The sequence below is a fragment of the Pseudomonas sp. FG-3G genome (assembly GCF_901007645.1).
Taxonomy (GTDB): Bacteria; Pseudomonadota; Gammaproteobacteria; order Pseudomonadales; family Pseudomonadaceae; genus Aquipseudomonas; species Aquipseudomonas rhizophila.
Genome location: NZ_CAAKGZ010000021.1, coordinates 432,396 through 448,775, shown reverse-complemented (window position 1 = coordinate 448,775; position 16,380 = coordinate 432,396). Strand labels below are relative to the sequence as shown.

The following is a 16,380-nucleotide window of genomic DNA, read 5'->3' as shown; positions in this document are numbered from 1 at the left end:
GTCGCCGTTGCGAAAAGTTTCCACTTTTTTTCGTCTGGACGACCGGTCGGTTTTCTCCCCGGTTTGGCAGTCTAGGTCAGAACCTAGAGCGGTGCGGCGCGCTTCGTCGAATTGTCCGACAATCAGCTTTGTTGGCGGCAATGTCTTACACGACAAAGCGGGATACGCACCGACGAAGTGCAGTTTCTGGAAACGTAATGGGTGTATGGGGAATGGGGGTGTTTCATCGGCGTGCGCGATGCAATGGCGCGATGCACCATCAGGGGGCGGGTGAAATAGAGGCATTTTAGTGGCCATTGTTGGCCCGGAAATACGCTGTTTCTGTGGGAGCAGGCTTGCTCCCACTTAAAACGTGTTCAGTCGCCAGTGGGGGTCAACAGGCGGATCGGTTTGCCGGCCGCCCAGGCTTGCAGGTCTTCGATCATCAAGGAATAGAACTTCTGATAATTGTTCCGGGTGACGTAACCCACGTGCGGTGTGGCCAGTAGATTTTCCAGGGATCGGAACGGGTGGTCGGATGGCAGGGGTTCCTCGGCGAAGACGTCCAGGGCGGCACCGGCCAGGCGTTTGTCGCGCAGGGCGTCGATCAGGGCGGCTTCATCGACGATTGGACCGCGTGCGGTATTGACCAACAGCGCGTGGGGTTTCATCCAGCCCAGCGCCTGGGCGTCCACCAAACCGCGGGAGCGCTCGCTGAGTACCAGATGCACCGAGAGAATGTCAGCCTGTTCGAACAGTTCCTGTTTACTCACGTAGGTCACACCCACTTCTGCGGCCCGTTCAGCGGTGAGGTTCTGGCTCCAGGCAATCACCCGCATGCCGAAGACCTGGCCGAACTGAGCTACCCGTGTGCCGATGCTGCCCAGGCCGAGGATCGCCAGGGTCTTGCCATGCAGGTCGCCGCCCAAGCCTTGCTGCCATAGCCCGGCGCGCAAGGCATTGGCCTCCTGCACCAGGTTGCGGGTCAGGGCCATGATCAGCGCCCAGGTCAGCTCGGGGGCGGCGTGCTTGTAGCTTTCGGTGCCGCATACCTGGATACCCAGTTCTGCGGCTGTCTTGAGGTCCAGAGCGGCATTGCGCATGCCGCCGGTGAGCAACAGCTTGAGGTTGGGCAGGCGGCGCAGCAGGCCTTCGTCGAATGGCGTGCGTTCACGCATCACGCAGATCACTTCGAAGCGGTGCAGGCGCGCGGCGAGGGTGTCGCGCTCGGCAGGGTACTCATGAATAAATGTCACCTGGCCGATGCTATCGAGCACCGACCAGTCCACCACGTCCCGCGCTACGTCCTGCCAATCATCGATGACTGCTATTTGCACCGCCATGGAACACCTCGTCAGGGAATGGGTTTGTTCAGCCAGCCCAGCAAGGCCTGGTGGAACCGGTCCGGCTCTTCCATCTGTGGGGCATGCCCCAGATGGGCGAACTCCACCAGGGTCGACTGGGGAATCAATTGAGCCACCTGCTTGCCCAGCACTTCATACCGGCCCAGTTTGGCTTTCACGGCCGGCGGCGCGATGTCGCTGCCGATGGCGGTGGTGTCGGAGGTGCCGATCAGCAGCAGCGTCGGTACTTTCAGGTCCTTGAATTCGTAGTAGACCGGCTGGGTGAAGATCATGTCGTAGATCAGCGCCGAATTCCACGCGACTTGCGTGTGCCCCGGCCCCTTGTTCAGCCCGGCCAGCATGTCCACCCAGCGCTCGAACTCCGGTTTCCAGCGGCCACCATAGTAGGTCTTGCGCTCGTAGTTGCGGATACCGTCGGCGCTGAGTTTCAGTTCGCGCTCGTACCACTGGTCCACTGTACGGTAGGGCACGCCGAGGGCTTTCCAGTCCTCCAGGCCGATGGGGTTGACCATCGCCAGCCGCTCGACCTGATCGGGAAACTGCAAGGCATAACGGGTGGCGAGCATGCCACCGGTGGAGTGGCCGAGCACAATGCTTTTCTGCACCCCGAGAGCCTTGAGCAGGGCCTGGGTGTTGGTTGCCAGTTGGTGGAAGCTGTACTGGTAATGAGCGGGCTTGCTGGACGTACAGAAACCGATCTGATCCGGGGCGATGACCCGGTAACCAGCCTCGCTGAGGGTCTTGATCGAGTCGCCCCAGGTGGCGGCGCAAAAGTTCTTGCCGTGCATCAGCACCACGGTGCGGCCATTGACCTCGCCTTGGGCCGGCACGTCCATGTAGCCCATTTGCAACGATTGGCCCTGGGACTGAAGGGGGAAGTGCTTGAGTGTGTAGGGGTATTCGAAGCCTTGGAGTTCCGGGCCATAGGCCGGGCCTTCAGGCGGGTTTTCGGCCTGGGCGAACAGCGGCAGGGCGGCCGTCAGAAACAGGCTGGGTAACCAGCGAGCAGTGGAACGCGACATGGGCAATCTCCTTTGGGCATCCGGCCGATCCTGGCGTGGCCCGATTATGGCGACATTAACCACAGGCAACCCAAAGTCGCGAACGTTCAACCCATCCAGCCCAGGGTCGCGAGGGCGAGTGCGCCATAACGCAACCCTTTGGCCAGGGTCACGATCAACACAAAGCGCCGCCACGGCTCGCCCATCACGCCCGCCACCAAGGTCAGTGGATCGCCGATGATGGGCATCCAACTGAGCAGCAGCGACCAACGCCCATAACGCTGATAGTGCACGCGGGCCTTGTCCAGATGGGCCGGACTGACCGGAAACCAGCGCCGATCCTTGAACTGCTCCAGGCGTGTGCCCAGCCACCAGTTCACCAGCGAGCCCAGTACGTTGCCCAGGGTGGCGACTCCCAGCAACAGCCAGGTTTCATAGCGTTCGCTGAGCAACAGCCCAACCAACAGCGCTTCGGATTGCAGCGGTAACAAGGTGGCGGCACCGAATGCCGCCAGGAACAAGCCGATGTAAGCCTCGCCCATCAGTGGGCCGGGTAATCCGCCACCACGGTTTGCGTCCCGTCGCTTTTCAGACCGATCACCTGATACGCATCACTCATGCCGTCCGTTTCCATACCGGGCGAACCCATGGGCATGCCAGGCGCGGCCACACCGAGCAGGTCGTTCCGTTTGCTCAACGCCAGGACCTGGTCGGCCGGGACATGCCCCTCAACGAATTTGCCACTGATCTGGGCGGTGTGGCAGGAGCGCAGGTTGGGCGCGACACCCAGGCGTTGTTTGACTGAACTCATGTCGGTTTCAACATGGTCGTTGACCTTGAAGCCGTTTTCTTGCAGATGTGAAATCCATTTTTTACAGCAACCGCAATTGGCATCGCGGTGTACGTCAATGGTGATCGGTTCGGCGGCCTGGGCCAGGGTGGTGACAAAAAACGCGCTCAGGGCGAGCAGGTGCAGGGGATTGGCCATGGGGACAGTCTCGTGTCGAACAGTTTGGGAGGAGGATAACAGAGTAGCGAGCGTGAGCTGACAGTGGGCTGAGGGGCGGATTACAGAGTTGTCAGGTTGGGGGCGATGCTGATTCGAAGTTCGGCGCAAACCCGCAGAACCCTGCGGGAGCGAGCCTGCTCGCGATCGCGGTGGGTCAGCTTGGCCAGTGTCGACCTTGCCGCCGTCATTGCGAGCAGGCTCGCTCCCTCAGGTTCATATGCAAACAGCCTGGGGCGTTTTAGCGCACCTTGAACCGCCCCATGATCGCATTCACCCGGCTGTTGGCTTCCAGCAACTGGCGGGTGTTGTTCTCGCTGGCCAGGCCACTTTCCACCAACTCTTCCACCATATGGCGGATCTGCACCATGCTGCGATTGATTTCCTCGGTCACGGCGCTCTGCTGTTCGGCAGCGGTGGCGATCTGAGTGCTCAGGCTGTTGATCTGGCTGACGGAACCGGCCATTTCATCCAGTCCTGAATTGACCCTGGACGTGGCGTCGGCGGCCGACTGGCAGCTGGCCTGGGTGTTTTCCATGGCCGAAACCGATGAACTCACGCCCTGGGTCAAGCGCGTCAGCATTTCGTTGATTTCCGAGGTGCTGGCCTGGGTGCGGGCGGCGAGGGCGCGTACCTCGTCCGCCACCACTGCGAAGCCTCGACCCTGCTCACCGGCCCGGGCGGCTTCGATGGCGGCGTTAAGGGCCAGCAAGTTGGTCTGCCCGGCAATGGCGCCGATTACGCCGAGAATCTCGGTGATGCGTTGAGCGTCCTGCTGCATGCTTTCGACTTTGCGGGTAGCACTGGCGACTTCATCGATCAAGGCCACCACACTGTTGGACGCCTCTGCGACAACCACCCGAGAATGGTCGGCATGTTCATTGGCGCGTTGGGTGAACGCAGCGGTTTCGGCGGCGTTCTGCGCGACGCTTTCGGCGGTGGAACTCATCTCGGTGATGGCCGTGACGGTCTGATCGGTTTCCGAGGCGTGGCGCATCAGGATTTCGCTGGTGTGGGCTGAGGTCCGTTGCAGGTTGTCCAGGCTTGTCGCCATGGCGCCGGTCGCCTGGGTGACTTCGCCGATCATATTTTGCAGGTAAACGATGAAGCCGTTGACCGAATGACCGATCGCCCCCAGTTCATCCTCGGCGCGGATGGTGATGCGCCGGGTCAGGTCGGCATCGCCGGTGGACAGCGCATCGATGTTGCTCTTGAGTGTCTTCATGCGGTTGGTCAACTGACGGATCGCGTACAACTGCATCAACACCAGCAGGATCACCATCGGGATCTGCAGCAGGCTTAACGTGCTCAGTACATCGTCGCGCTGGGCGGTGATCAGGCGGGTTGGCAAGGCGGTAGCCAGGAACCACGGCGAACCTTCGATAGGCCGCATGAAAAAGGTACTGGCCTCACCCTTGTTATCAAATTCGACCCGCTGCAACGGCTGGCCTCGTTGGGCCAGGCCGGCCTTGACCTGTGCGGCGAAGGGCGAGGTTGCCGCCAGTTCGCTGATGTTCTTCAGCACGATGGGGCCGCTGATGCGCGAACTGTTGCTGATGATCTTGCCATCGCCTTCCACGATCAGCATCTCGGCGCTCAGCTCGGCTTCCTTGCGTGCCACCAGCTCATTGAAGAAGCCCAGGGTCACGTCGATGGTGGAAACGCCATAAGGCGCGCCGTTCTTCTGGATGGACATGGCGCAGTTGGTCCGCGGCTCAGCGCTGGCGTCGTCTTTATAGGCGGCGGCCCAGGCGCACTTGCCGGCGGGTGTGGCCATGCCGCCCTTGTGCCAGGGTTGATCGTAATAATTCGGCGCCGCGTCGCTGTTCCAGAAGGTATTGACCACCAGTTTGCCCGACGCGTCGCGGTGCCAGAACGTGCTGAATTTGCTACGCCCTTCGGCCCGCTGATTAGGCAGCGGCCAGATCCCGCCACCAAAGACTTTCAGCTCGCCGTACTGATCCACCAAGCCAGGCAGGACCCTGTCTATGGCATCGCTGTCGAGCAGCGGGATGGTCTGGGTGATGCTGCGTTGCTGCGCCTGAACCTTGTTCAATTCCCCCTGGATCTGCTCGGCCACTTCGCTGATGCGATTAAGCGCCACTTGCTCTTCGGTGTGGCGCAGTTTGGGCGCGACGAGATAGCTGATACCCACGACGGTCAGGATGGACAACAACAGGATGAATGAAATCAGGAACAGCGTGTAGCGCGCCTGAATGGTGCGAAATGCGGGCATGTGGGAATCCTTGCTCGAAGGCGTCTTTCGGGAGCTGGCACAATGGCCTGACTTATTTTTATCGGCCCGTCGCTGGACAGCTTGAGGGGTGCCCACATAGCAAACATTACCGCTGATCGGGAAAGATCGCAGCGTGAACGCCGCGATCTTCCAGCATTTCAGCGCGACTTTTTTGCGTGGCCACAGCGCCGAATACTCCGTTTTACGCCGCCGAACCTGCCTGGGCGCTCCTCCAGATGTGCCCTTGGGCTTGCACTTGTTCGTGGAGCCGTTGCATCGGCTCCGAATGCAAGGTGAGCGGGCGATCCAGGGCGCCACGGTGAAACAGCGCCTGCCAGCCGGGGTCGCCTTCAGCAGGCATGATCCCGGTGAAGATGAATCCGGCGTCCATCAATCGTTGGTAATCGTCGGCAAATTGCTGACGCAGTCCGAGTCGCACTGAAAGTGACCAATGGGCCGGCAAGCGCAGCAGTTGCCCGGCCAGGCGAAGGCCTATGTACCCGGCCACAATGTCGATTCTTCCGGGCAGCTGTCGGATTTGAAAAGGCTGTACCGAAGGCGATGGCGCCTCGAGCGAGGTACCAAACAGCGATGCCAAGGGTTGCGTCAGCCATTGGCATGCCGCGGGCCATTTAAGGTGCGGCAGCGGGCGGCGATGGCCGCTGACCACCTGGCTGCCGACCACGATGGTTTCGGCGTGGACCGTGGCGAAAGGTGAGGGCACATGGTCAGGCAGCAGCCCGGTGTCATGGAACCCCAGGCGTTGTGCCAGACGCTGGCTGTAGCAATGGCTGGTGACTTGCTTGATCGACAGCCTGGCAAGTCCGAGGTCCTGGCAGCTGTCGAGTAATTTCTGCCCCAGACGCGTCGCAATCTGGCCGCCCTGCACCGCGGGATCCACCGCGATCAGGGCCAGTTCCGCGTCTTCACCATCGGCCGTCTGCCGACACAGTGCGGCATGGCCGACCACGCGGTCATCCTCCACGGCGACCATGGAGTGCCAACGGTTCAGCAGGTTGTGCAGGCCAATCATGTGTGGCAGGTAGACGTCTGGTGAGACGTAGTGATCGCCGTAAACCCGGCGGAACAATTCGCTGGTTCCGACGCCATCCGTGGGCCTGAACGCTCGGATGACCACGCTGCTCATCCGGCGTGCCTCGCTGTCAACGGAGCGTAGGTGCGGCGGTCGATGATCGACAGGTGCTTGCCAGAGCGTGGATGGCGTTCCAACGCTTGCAGCCCGCAGGCCTGGACGTGCAGGTCGAGTTGGTCGATACCCGGATACTGTTTGGTCAAGGCAGCTTTCAATGTGTTGGAGAGTGACTGGCAAGCCTGGGTTTGCCCTCCAGGCACCCATTTGAGCAACACGCGGTCGTTGTTCTGTGCGTGCTCGATGATCAATTGCCACTGAAGGTCACCGCCAATGCTGCGGATGATGTCGCTGATTTCCTGCGAAAACAGTGAGAAAACGCCTACCCGCACTCGCTGGCTTTTCGCGCTGCGGCCCTGAAGCGCGAACTTGCGTCGCGGGGTGCCAACCGGCTCGCGCCAGCACGCTCGGTCGCCCACCGGATACCGCACGATGGGCATCAGGGTCCGGGTGAGGTTGGTCACCACCAGATTGCCTGGCCGATCGCACGCCTGGATGACCTCACCGCTCAGTTCATCGATGATCTCTACCCGTATCTGTTCGCCGAACACGCGGTGCTCGCCCAGGTTGCAGTCCGGTGCGCTGGCGCCCACCAGCCCGGCGTCGACGCTGGCATAGCCGATGGAGGCGAAGCGTGCCTGTGGGAAGGCGCGCTGCAACGCGGGCAACTGGCTGTCGAACAGGTTTTCTCCGCCGAACAGCACGGTGGTGATGCCGGGCAGCGTTCGTCCCTGTTGATCCAAATGGTCGGCAAACGCCAGCAGGTGCGCAGGCACACCGGCCAGCACATTGATGCGGTGGCCGGTCACCGCCTCGGTCAGCACGTCGAGATCCACCGCCCCGGTGAACGGGAATTCGGTGATGGCTACATCGACTTTGCCAAGAGCGCCATGAATGAACAGGAAACTGGCGTACAGGTCTCCGGAAAAGAACAGGTTGGCGATTCGATCACCAGCCCTCAATTGCGCTGACAGGCTCTGACCGAAGCAGTTGAGCATCCGCTGCCATTCAGCGCGGGTGTACACCGACAGTTTCCCCTGACTGGTCGTGCCGCCGGTTTTGTAGATCAGCGCGTCTTCGACTTTGCCGGTCAGTACGTCCCAATGGTCCAGGTCATGACTGCCGGCCCAATAGTCGGCGACGTCGACAATGGGGAAATCCTCCAGAGCGCAATTCTGCGCGGGTAAATGCCGTAAAGACTTGCGGTAGAACGTTGAATGCGTACGAATATGGGCGAGCCATTGTTCGAATGGTAAAGAGGTGCTCATCAGGGTTCTCTCGGACTCTAACGTCCGCTTATTCAATTACACGGGAAAACAATCAAGCGGTGATTCTGCGATCAATCACCAGCGGTACTTTGCCGCTGTGTTTGTTATGTTCGAAACTTGTCGCCGGACAGGATTGCACGTCCAGTACGAGCATTTCGGACTCCACCAGCGTGGACAGCAGTTCGAGGCCCATGACCTGGCTCCGGACTGTTTGTGCATCGCCATCGGCGCGAATCAACAGGCGTTCGCAGCCGCTGCTGTGGTAATCGAGTACGATCTGAATGGCCGTTTGTGCCTGCTCAGCCAGCTCGTGGGTATTGATCAGGTACGTCACGATGCGTATCAGGGCGCCGTGGCGCTGGCGCAACTCGAACCGGGGTGACTCCAGGCCACACGGGCAGGGAGCGGTGAGCCAGCGCCCGCAATCACCAACTTCGTAGCGGTGAAGGGGCTGCGCTTGGCGTCTGCGCGAAGTGAACAGCAGCCGTCCGGTTTCCCCCGACGCGACCGGAGCGTCCAGTTCCAGCTGGACGATCTCCAGGTGTTGAATGTCCTCCATGAGGTGGAATACACCCTCGCCGCTGGCAGTGCAGGCATGGCCAAGGGGACCCGCGTCGACGCTGCCATAGATGGCTGAGCGAATACTTGTCACGCCGCAGTCCTCAAGCAACTGACGGCAGCCTGGCCCCAGGTGCTCGCCGCCCAGCATGACTTTGCGCACGCCGCCGTAGCCTTGAAGGGTTTCTCGCTGGCTGGAAAACAGGCGCTGCAAGGTACTTGGCATGCCAACCAGGGTATTGACCTTGTGAGCGACGATCATCCGTGCGATCTCTTCAAAGTCCGCATCTGACGTCGCACCCATGGGGTAATGCACGGCGTTCATGTGCTCCAGTATTTTCGAGAAGCTGAAGAAGCCACCGTAGAGGTTGCCGCCATAAAACAGATTCATCACCCGATCCTTCGCCGGATCCAGGCCGGCCGCGCGCAGTCCGTCGGCGGCGGCCCGCATGTGGTGATCAAAATCGCGGTAGCTGTAGGGCGACAGCACCGGTGCGCCGCTGCTACCACCTGAGCGGAAGAACAACTGGGCCTCGGGTGCGGCAGGCAGCGCCAGGAATGCCGCTTTGTCCATGATCGGCGTCGAGGGTGAAATGGGTGTCGTGGTCGGCGGGGCGTCCAGTGTCACACGATGACTGGCGACCTCAGGTTCAAGACCGACCGATACCCGACGACTCAATCGTTGCAGCGCGTAGACGCCGTCGTGAGGCTCGCCCTCGTAGCCTTGCTGGATGTCTGCGGTTGCCGAGATGCGGGTCACGCCGGCGGCTAAGACGCGACGTGACAGTTCAGGCGCCCGTTGCGGTTCACAGATCAGCGCGCAGCTCTGCAACACGTTTCGCCAGGGCAGCAGGGTTTCGGTGATCAGCCCGTGGGGCACCGGTCGTAACAAAAGCGTGCGAAACAGTGGCGATGGCAACAGGTCGCGGTGATGCTCCCAAATAATGCGCCAGCCGTGGCCTTCCCAAATCTGGCCGGTTTGTCCTGCAAAGCTGTGGTCGAGTCGGGCAAGTGCCGTGCGGGTGGTGATCTCGCACGCTTCGGCTGCACTGGTTTCCAACGCTGGCCATTGTCCGGCGCGTCGTTCAAATGCGTCAGCCAGGGCCTCACCCAGTGCCAGCATCTGAGCCGGCTCGTCGCTGTCCACCAACAGCCACTGGGGGCTGGAACAGGCTTGCTGATCGAGGCGGCAGACCTCATCCACCAGACTGTCCAGCGCCTGCTCGTTGGCGGCTTGCGGCGTGACATAGGCGAAGCTGATGCGATGTCCCCAATCGATCCAGCGGCAGCCGCTTGGAAGCTGGTCACGCATGGCTTTGAGTGCGGTCTCGCCACCCCAGGCGCTGACGCCCTGGGCCAGCGCGAAGAGACGCCGGCACTCGTGGTAGGGCACTGGCAGCACCGCAACGTAATCGCGCAACTGGCCGCTTGGGTCGCAATCGAGGAACGTCGCCAGCACCCGCGCCGTCAGGTCTGCATCGCGCGTGCTGGGCCGCAGCCAGTTGACGTTGCCCGCCAGCAGGCTTTCCAGTGCCGCGAAGAACCCCAGCAGCGGAGCATTGCCGGGGGTGACATGCACCACCAGCCCCAGGGGTTGCCAGCTTTCGAAAGGGCCATCGCTATAGTCGATTCGGCGCAGCGAGCGCGCATCTTCGCCCAGCTCCCGTTCGAGTTTGCGGCTCAAATGCTTGCGTTCGCAGAAGGCGATCAGTGCCTGGCGCTGGTCGTCGTCCAGGAACGGAGTTTGTTCTGGGGCCCGCAGCATTTGTGCGAACACCTGCGCACAATCGAGCACGCTATCGCTGGGGGGCGGTGCGTCCAGAAGAGCAGGCAGTTGCGTCTGCAGGCGTTCAAGGGCTGTATCGAGGGGCAGATCAGCGTGCAGTTGGCCATTGATGAGATACATATCAATTCTCCTTGATCAATTCGGAAGCGGCCATGGCGCAGCTTCGGCTGGCACTGGTGCCGGCCCGACCGTGCAGCTCGAACCATTGGGTGTTCAGGCCGCACTCACAATTGGCCGGATGCAGGGTCGCCAGGTCGCTCATCACCACGGCATGGGCGGGACTGGAAGAGATGTAAGGCGAGACGAACGACAACAATCCCGCCTCGCCGAAGGGCTGGACGCTGAAGTTCGAGGGGTGACGTATGAAAGCTTTCGAATAGATCGGCACATGAAACCTGTGGTGCGCACATTCGATGTACGGCACTGCGTGCTCGACGGCACCGTAACCGTCGCGGCAGCGGTGCGCCTCAATGCCCAGTTGCCGGGTGATGTGTTCATAGACCTCGTGGCGGGGGATCTCCTGGGCTGCCTGTTTTTTCCAGCCGCCTCCCAGAAATACCAGGGAGTCGGGGGCAAGTTTGAGGTTCGGCGTCGCGGTTTCACGCATGCGCTCAAGCGCATGACACAGCAGCGCCGGGAAGCCAAAGATCCGCACCGGCAGGCCCTCTTCGGCGAACTCCTGAAGGGCCCGGATCGCACCAAAGACATCGAACTCATGACCTTTTCCGGTGCGCCGCAGCGCATGAAAAATCCGATTGGCCGGCGCGAAGCTGCGCAAGAACTGGTCTGTATGAGCGGTGCCGACGTGATTGACCTTCTCCGGTTCGTGACTGAACAACAGGTAGTTGCAGGGCGAATCCGGCGTGAACCAGCCGTAATGTTCAAAGATACGCGCCACCATGCCCTGGGCCGCGGCCATGCTGCGCTCGTCGTAGCGCATGCGGCTTTTCTGACCGCTGGTGCCGGAGGATGTCAGCTCTAGCGCGTTCTCGCCGGTGGGGCTGAGCAACAAGCGCTGTTTGAAGTAATTGGCGTAGATGGGCGGCAAGCGCGACCAGTCAGTCAAATGCTCCAGATCCTCTACCGCCAGGCCGTTGGCGTTGAGCCAGTGTTCGTAGCCGGGGGTGTGGTGGCAATGGAACAGGCTGATTTGGGCCATGGCCCGATCAAACAGACCAGCAGGTACCGAATCGGGATCGTAAGGCTGCGCCAATGCACACAGCGCATCGGCGTGGGGAAAATGAATCATGGGTAACGTTCCTCAGGGAGGGGATTTTCAGACGTGAGCGGCCGGTTGCGACAGGAACAGACGCAGCGCCACAAGGCAGCTGAGCCCGGCAATGCCGACCATCAAGGCAAAGGCGTTCAGGCTTGTTCCGGCGCCCAGCAGCGCGAGCAGTGAGCCGGCGGTGCTCATCACTGCGATGGAAATCATCCCGACCATGGCCGAGACCAGCCCTTTACTGTCGTCGCTGGCGAACAGCGCCAATCGATACAAGGCCGCGTTGCCCATGCCCAGCCCCAGGGCGTAGAGCGCCAGGCCGCTGACCAGCGCGGGTACGCCAAGGTTGAACGGGCTGGCGATCACCAGTGCGATGAGGCCGGTAGAAAAGGGCCACAGGCTGTAGCGCAATACCCCGCGCACGCCCACCCGCTCCACCAGGTGATTGAGCAGGAGATTGCCAAGGATCACGCCCGAGAACACCGGGATTTGCCACAGGCCATACACCAGGGGCGACAGGCCCTGGTCCTGGATCAGCAACAGGGGGGACAGACCGATCCAGGCAATCAGCGGCAGGCTCATCAACCCCAGCGCCACGCACGCGGCCATGAAGCCGGAGTGACCCAGCAGCGCGCCATAGCGCCTGATGAGTGTGTGCAGTTCGAACGGCTCCAGGGCCGGTTGCCGGGGGCAGGAGTGCGCCAGACCGGGGCTTCGGGGCATGAATGTCCATAAGGCCAGCCAGCTCACTGCCCCCAGGCCTGCCAGCAACATGAACAGCTCGCGCCAGGACAGCCATTGCAGCAGCAAGCCACCCAGCAGCGGCCCCAGCAAGGGCGAGAGGAGGGCGAGATTGCCCAGCAACGCCATGACCTTCACAGCGTCCGACTCGTTGAATACTTCCTGTATGGCCGGGTAGCTGACCGCGATCACGAAACCCAGCCCCATACCCTGGATCAAACGAAGCCCGTTGAATCCCTGCATGTGGGTGACCAGGGTGATCGCCGCGCAAGCCAGGACAAAACCGGCACAACCGACGAGCATGAATGCACGACGCCCATAGCGATCGGATAACGGACCGATCAGCCACGGCAGCAGAACACCGCCCAATAGATACAGATTGAAGGCGTAGGGGATTTGATCCGCGGGCGCATCCAGTTCCCGGGTCACCGCGAGCATGGCCGGCATGACCAGGTCGCTGGCCAGATAAGTCAATAGTTCGAAAAGAGCGATAGCCAGGCAAAAACCTGTCAATCGTATTGGCGAAAGAGTTGCCAGCAAGTTTTGCATGATTTCCAACGTTGATTTTCGGTAAGGAGGTAAGCGCCTCTTATTCGAGAATACGTTGGGGGAATTCAGGGCCGAAAGAAGTCTTCCCCTTTGTTTGTGGCAGAAATATGAGTTAATTCTGTAAGACAAAAGTCCGCCAGGGGCGGACTTCTGTCGTGATGCAGGTAATTAATCTGATGGGCTTCGGTTGCGTGAGTACGCCCGTTCGGCTGTACCATGAGACCCCGTCTGCTGCCCGCCATTTCCAAAACACGGTATGGGGCTGGCAAGCACGGGGATACAGAGCGGATACATTCAGGAAATTGGCAATGACTCAATCGCAACGTTTGAAATACTCGATTCTGGTGGTCCTCGTGGTTCTGGCGATCATGCTGGGACTGACCTGGATGCAGAACAACGGCATGATCAGCGAGCAGCTGTTTCAATACATCGCGATTGCCGTCGCGGTCATCGTGGTCGTGATCAACGGCGTGATGCGACGCAAGGTCAAGCCCTGAGCGCCGGCGTCACTCCCCGCCCTGGAGCACGTGCATGGCCTTGCGGTGCAAACTGTAGGTCTTATCGGGGTTAAGGGTGACGACACCCTCGCTGCACAGGCGCTTCAACACCTCGCGCACGCTGAGGAAGGACAATGGAATGTCCAGCCCCAGCAGTTGACTGTGTACGCCCCGCACACCCAGGCTGCGGTTTTCATCGGCGGCCTTGAGCAATGCATCGATGACCTTGAGGCGAATCAGGCTGGTTCTGAGGCCGAAGCTCTTGAGCAAAAGCCTGATGTGTTCATTGCTACCTCGTTCTGCCGGCCTGTCGAACAGGTTGTGAGTGGCTGTCGCCGGAACGCCGGTCGACCTGGGCTTGCCCTCCATGGGCTGACGCGCGTCATGCATGCAAAAACTCCTTACCAGCCTGTTCAGAAAAGGTCACGGATACTCTCCTGTAATAGGACGAACGAACGCGGCCAATCATGAAGGCAAAAAGCTGAAAAATTTGTCTGGAGGCGATCAAACGCCCGTAGTCAGGCGGTGCCAGGCCATTAATTTTTTTTCATCCCATTCGTTTTCAAGGGAGGCACATTCCGGCCAGGCACGCGGTATGTGAATTCCCAGGCAGCCGTCCTGGTTTTAGAAAGTATTGGATCAGGAGTGAATGTGAGAATGTCCGGGCAGTTATCGAGGTTTGGTCTCGCAGGTGTGTTTTTCGCAGTGAGCCTGGGGTTCAGCTGCGTCGCCAGCGCTCAAAGTGATAAAGAACAGGCCAGTGCCGAGATCCGTCGCACCAGTTTTGGCGTGCCACATATCCGGGCTCAGGATGAGCGCGGGTTGGGCTACGGCATCGGGTATGCGTACGCTGAGGATAATTTATGCCTGCTGGCCAATGAGATCGTCACGGTCAATGGTCAACGCTCGCGCTACTTCGGCCCGGAGCAGGTCACGCTCGAACAGCGGGAGAACCGCGTCAGCGATGTATTTTTCAACTGGCTCAACACGCCGCAAGCCGTTTCCGGTTTCTGGCAAGCCCAGACGCCTCAAGTACAGCAACTGGTCGAAGGCTATGTGGCGGGCTACAACCGCGCCTTGGCCGAACGCAAGGCCATCGGCCTGCCCGAGCAATGTGCCAGTGAGTGGGTGCGGCCGATCACCGCGCTGGACCTGGTCAAACTGACCCGGCGCCTGTTGGTGGAAGGTGGCGTCGGCCAGTTCGCCGAAGCCCTGGCGGGCGCTCAGCCGCCACAAGCGACGGCGGACGCTGGCGAGCCGAGGGCAGGTTTCGCAGGCGCAGCGACCCGGCAGCAGCGTTTCGCCCTGGAGCGTGGTAGTAACGCGGTCGCCATCGGCAGTGAGCGCTCCTTCAACGGGCGTGGGATGTTGCTGGCGAACCCGCACTTCCCATGGCTGGGGGGCATGCGTTTTTACCAGATGCACCTGACCATTCCTGGCAAACTGGACGTCATGGGCGCGGCCCTGCCAGGCTTGCCGGTGATCAACATCGGTTTCAGCCAGCACCTGGCCTGGACCCACACCGTCGACACCTCCAAACATTTCACGCTGTACCGTCTGCAACTCGACCCGAAAGACCCGACCCGCTACCTGCTCGATGGTCAATCCGTACCGATGAGCCAACAGACGGTGACGGTGGACATCAAACAACCCGATGGCCAGGTGCAGAGCGTTTCGCGGGTGGTCTACGGCTCGCAGTTCGGTCCGATCGTGCAATGGCCCGGCCGGCTGGACTGGGATGACAAGTTCGCCTACAGCCTGCGCGATGCGAACCGGGAAAATGATCGGGTGCTCGCCCAGTGGTACGCCATGAACAAGGCCGTCACGCTCAAGGACTTGCAGAGTGCGGTCCATGAGATCCACGGTATTCCATGGGTCAACACCCTGGCGGTGGACGATCAGGGGCAAAGTCTCTACATGAACGTGTCGGTGGTACCGAACGTCGATGCCGACAAGTTGGCCCGCTGCAGCGACCCGCGGGCAGGGCTGCAACTCATCGTACTGGACGGCTCGCGCGGCGAATGCGCCTGGGATATCGATCCCGAGGCCGTGCAGAAAGGCATTTACGCCGCCGACAAGCTACCGCAGTTGTTGCGCCGCGATTATGTGCAAAATTCCAACGATTCGGCCTGGATGGTCAACCCTTCACAACCCTTGTCCGGTTATTCGCCCTTGATCAGCCAGCAAGACCAACCGCTGGGCCTGCGTGCGCGTTTTGCGCTGCAGCGGCTGGGTCAACTGGCCAAGGATGGGCCGGTGAAGGTCGATGACTTGCAGCGTATGGTCATGGACGACCAGGTCTACCTTGCTGATCAGGTGATGCCCGACCTGCTGGGCTTTTGCGCCGGTGACCTGGGGGCCGATGCCGTGACGTTGACCCAGGTGTGCAACGATCTCAGGGTCTGGGATCGAACCGCTGGCCTGGACAGCGGATTGGGCTTCATTCATTTCCAGCGCATCATGGCGCAGTTGCAGAGGGTGCCTGATTCATGGCGTGTCCCGTTCGATCCGCAAGACCCGCGACATACTCCAAACGGCCTGGCGATTGAGCGTGCCCCGGTGCACAAGGCTGTGCGTCAAGCCATGCTGGCCTCGCAGGCCTCTGTGAAGGCCGCCGGATTGCCCAAGGATAGCCGCTGGCAGGACATCCAGGTTGCCAGCAGTGGCAGCCGGCAGACGCCAATCCACGGCGGCCCCGGTGAGCTGGGGATCTATAACGCGATTCAGAGCGTGCCAGGGGCCAACGGCAAACGGGAAGTGGTCAGCGGCACCAGCTATCTGCAAGTGGTGAGTTTTGATGGCAAAGGACCTCGGGCTGAAGGTCTGTTGGCATTTTCCATTTCCAGCGACCCGGCATCGCCGTATTCGGCCGACCAGACCCAGGCATTCTCGAAGAAGCAATGGAGTGCGCTACCGTTCACCGAACAGCAGATCAAAGCCGATCCGCACTATCAGGCGGTGATCATCCGTGAGCGTGATGAGGCGGGCAGGGTGGCCGCGCACTGATCGCTGTTGTTTTACAC

Annotated in this window: 13 protein-coding genes; 2 read left to right on the top strand and 11 right to left on the bottom strand. The window is 60.9% G+C overall.

Annotated elements, in window-relative coordinates; translation table 11 throughout:
- Nucleotides 1-356 precede the first annotated feature (356 nt).
- The 10 genes from PSEUDOMOFG3G_RS14345 to PSEUDOMOFG3G_RS14300 form a co-directional block, all read right to left on the bottom strand.
- Nucleotides 357-1,322, bottom strand: coding sequence for a D-2-hydroxyacid dehydrogenase family protein (locus PSEUDOMOFG3G_RS14345; RefSeq protein ID WP_139050372.1), 966 nt, complete (start codon nucleotides 1,320-1,322; stop codon nucleotides 357-359).
- Between the two features lie 11 nt (nucleotides 1,323-1,333).
- Nucleotides 1,334-2,365: an alpha/beta fold hydrolase gene (locus tag PSEUDOMOFG3G_RS14340; RefSeq protein WP_047226570.1), complete on the bottom strand. Its 1,032-nt coding sequence runs from the start codon at nucleotides 2,363-2,365 to the stop codon at nucleotides 1,334-1,336.
- An 86-nt stretch (nucleotides 2,366-2,451) separates the two neighbouring features.
- Nucleotides 2,452-2,886, bottom strand: coding sequence for a YqaA family protein (locus tag PSEUDOMOFG3G_RS14335; RefSeq protein ID WP_047226569.1), 435 nt, complete (start codon nucleotides 2,884-2,886; stop codon nucleotides 2,452-2,454).
- Nucleotides 2,886-3,332: a DUF411 domain-containing protein gene (locus tag PSEUDOMOFG3G_RS14330; RefSeq protein ID WP_139050371.1), complete on the bottom strand. Its 447-nt coding sequence runs from the start codon at nucleotides 3,330-3,332 to the stop codon at nucleotides 2,886-2,888. Before PSEUDOMOFG3G_RS14330 ends, PSEUDOMOFG3G_RS14335 begins: the two co-directional genes overlap by 1 nt.
- A 259-nt stretch (nucleotides 3,333-3,591) precedes the next feature.
- Nucleotides 3,592-5,586 (bottom strand): methyl-accepting chemotaxis protein, encoded by a 1,995-nt coding sequence (locus PSEUDOMOFG3G_RS14325; protein WP_139050370.1) that lies wholly within the window; start codon nucleotides 5,584-5,586, stop codon nucleotides 3,592-3,594.
- A 202-nt stretch (nucleotides 5,587-5,788) separates the two neighbouring features.
- On the bottom strand, nucleotides 5,789-6,733 hold the full coding sequence (locus PSEUDOMOFG3G_RS14320; protein WP_139050369.1) for a GNAT family N-acetyltransferase: 945 nt from the start codon (nucleotides 6,731-6,733) through the stop codon (nucleotides 5,789-5,791).
- On the bottom strand, nucleotides 6,730-8,004 hold the full coding sequence (locus PSEUDOMOFG3G_RS14315) for a phenylacetate--CoA ligase family protein (protein ID WP_139050368.1): 1,275 nt from the start codon (nucleotides 8,002-8,004) through the stop codon (nucleotides 6,730-6,732). Before PSEUDOMOFG3G_RS14315 ends, PSEUDOMOFG3G_RS14320 begins: the two co-directional genes overlap by 4 nt.
- Nucleotides 8,005-8,056: 52 nt before the next feature.
- The gene (locus PSEUDOMOFG3G_RS14310; protein WP_139050367.1) at nucleotides 8,057-10,468 is read right to left on the bottom strand and encodes an acyl-CoA reductase; all 2,412 of its coding nucleotides are present in this window, start codon (nucleotides 10,466-10,468) and stop codon (nucleotides 8,057-8,059) included.
- A 1-nt stretch (nucleotide 10,469) separates the two neighbouring features.
- Nucleotides 10,470-11,597, bottom strand: a complete 1,128-nt coding sequence (locus PSEUDOMOFG3G_RS14305; RefSeq protein WP_139050366.1) for an acyl-protein synthase — start codon at nucleotides 11,595-11,597, stop codon at nucleotides 10,470-10,472.
- 27 nt (nucleotides 11,598-11,624) lie between these two features.
- On the bottom strand, nucleotides 11,625-12,860 hold the full coding sequence (locus PSEUDOMOFG3G_RS14300; RefSeq protein WP_139050365.1) for an MFS transporter: 1,236 nt from the start codon (nucleotides 12,858-12,860) through the stop codon (nucleotides 11,625-11,627).
- A 308-nt stretch (nucleotides 12,861-13,168) separates the two neighbouring features.
- On the opposite strand from PSEUDOMOFG3G_RS14300, the gene PSEUDOMOFG3G_RS14295 reads away from it, so the two are divergent.
- On the top strand, nucleotides 13,169-13,357 hold the full coding sequence (locus PSEUDOMOFG3G_RS14295; RefSeq protein WP_047226561.1) for a hypothetical protein: 189 nt from the start codon (nucleotides 13,169-13,171) through the stop codon (nucleotides 13,355-13,357).
- A gap of 9 nt (nucleotides 13,358-13,366) precedes the next feature.
- Here PSEUDOMOFG3G_RS14295 and PSEUDOMOFG3G_RS14290 read toward each other — a convergent pair whose 3' ends face one another.
- Nucleotides 13,367-13,747, bottom strand: coding sequence for a fe2+ zn2+ uptake regulation protein (locus tag PSEUDOMOFG3G_RS14290; RefSeq protein WP_047226560.1), 381 nt, complete (start codon nucleotides 13,745-13,747; stop codon nucleotides 13,367-13,369).
- Nucleotides 13,748-14,014: 267 nt separating this feature from the next.
- Between PSEUDOMOFG3G_RS14290 and PSEUDOMOFG3G_RS14285 the strand changes: the two genes are divergently transcribed.
- Nucleotides 14,015-16,363 (top strand): acylase, encoded by a 2,349-nt coding sequence (locus tag PSEUDOMOFG3G_RS14285; RefSeq protein ID WP_139050364.1) that lies wholly within the window; start codon nucleotides 14,015-14,017, stop codon nucleotides 16,361-16,363.
- Nucleotides 16,364-16,380: the final 17 nt, after the last annotated feature.

Bases quoted from the DNA above. Each gene is read 5' to 3' on its own strand.
- PSEUDOMOFG3G_RS14290 (WP_047226560.1), bottom strand. From the start codon at position 13,747: ATGCATGACGCGCGTCAGCCCATGGAGGGCAAGCCCAGGTCGACCGGC.
- PSEUDOMOFG3G_RS14325 (WP_139050370.1), bottom strand. From the start codon at position 5,586: ATGCCCGCATTTCGCACCATTCAGGCGCGCTACACGCTGTTCCTGATT.
- PSEUDOMOFG3G_RS14345 (WP_139050372.1), bottom strand. From the start codon at position 1,322: ATGGCGGTGCAAATAGCAGTCATCGATGATTGGCAGGACGTAGCGCGG.
- PSEUDOMOFG3G_RS14340 (WP_047226570.1), bottom strand. From the start codon at position 2,365: ATGTCGCGTTCCACTGCTCGCTGGTTACCCAGCCTGTTTCTGACGGCC.
- PSEUDOMOFG3G_RS14305 (WP_139050366.1), bottom strand. From the start codon at position 11,597: ATGATTCATTTTCCCCACGCCGATGCGCTGTGTGCATTGGCGCAGCCT.
- PSEUDOMOFG3G_RS14335 (WP_047226569.1), bottom strand. From the start codon at position 2,886: ATGGGCGAGGCTTACATCGGCTTGTTCCTGGCGGCATTCGGTGCCGCC.
- PSEUDOMOFG3G_RS14330 (WP_139050371.1), bottom strand. From the start codon at position 3,332: ATGGCCAATCCCCTGCACCTGCTCGCCCTGAGCGCGTTTTTTGTCACC.
- PSEUDOMOFG3G_RS14315 (WP_139050368.1), bottom strand. From the start codon at position 8,004: ATGAGCACCTCTTTACCATTCGAACAATGGCTCGCCCATATTCGTACG.
- PSEUDOMOFG3G_RS14300 (WP_139050365.1), bottom strand. From the start codon at position 12,860: ATGCAAAACTTGCTGGCAACTCTTTCGCCAATACGATTGACAGGTTTT.
- PSEUDOMOFG3G_RS14285 (WP_139050364.1), top strand. From the start codon at position 14,015: ATGTCCGGGCAGTTATCGAGGTTTGGTCTCGCAGGTGTGTTTTTCGCA.
- PSEUDOMOFG3G_RS14320 (WP_139050369.1), bottom strand. From the start codon at position 6,733: ATGAGCAGCGTGGTCATCCGAGCGTTCAGGCCCACGGATGGCGTCGGA.
- PSEUDOMOFG3G_RS14295 (WP_047226561.1), top strand. From the start codon at position 13,169: ATGACTCAATCGCAACGTTTGAAATACTCGATTCTGGTGGTCCTCGTG.
- PSEUDOMOFG3G_RS14310 (WP_139050367.1), bottom strand. From the start codon at position 10,468: ATGTATCTCATCAATGGCCAACTGCACGCTGATCTGCCCCTCGATACA.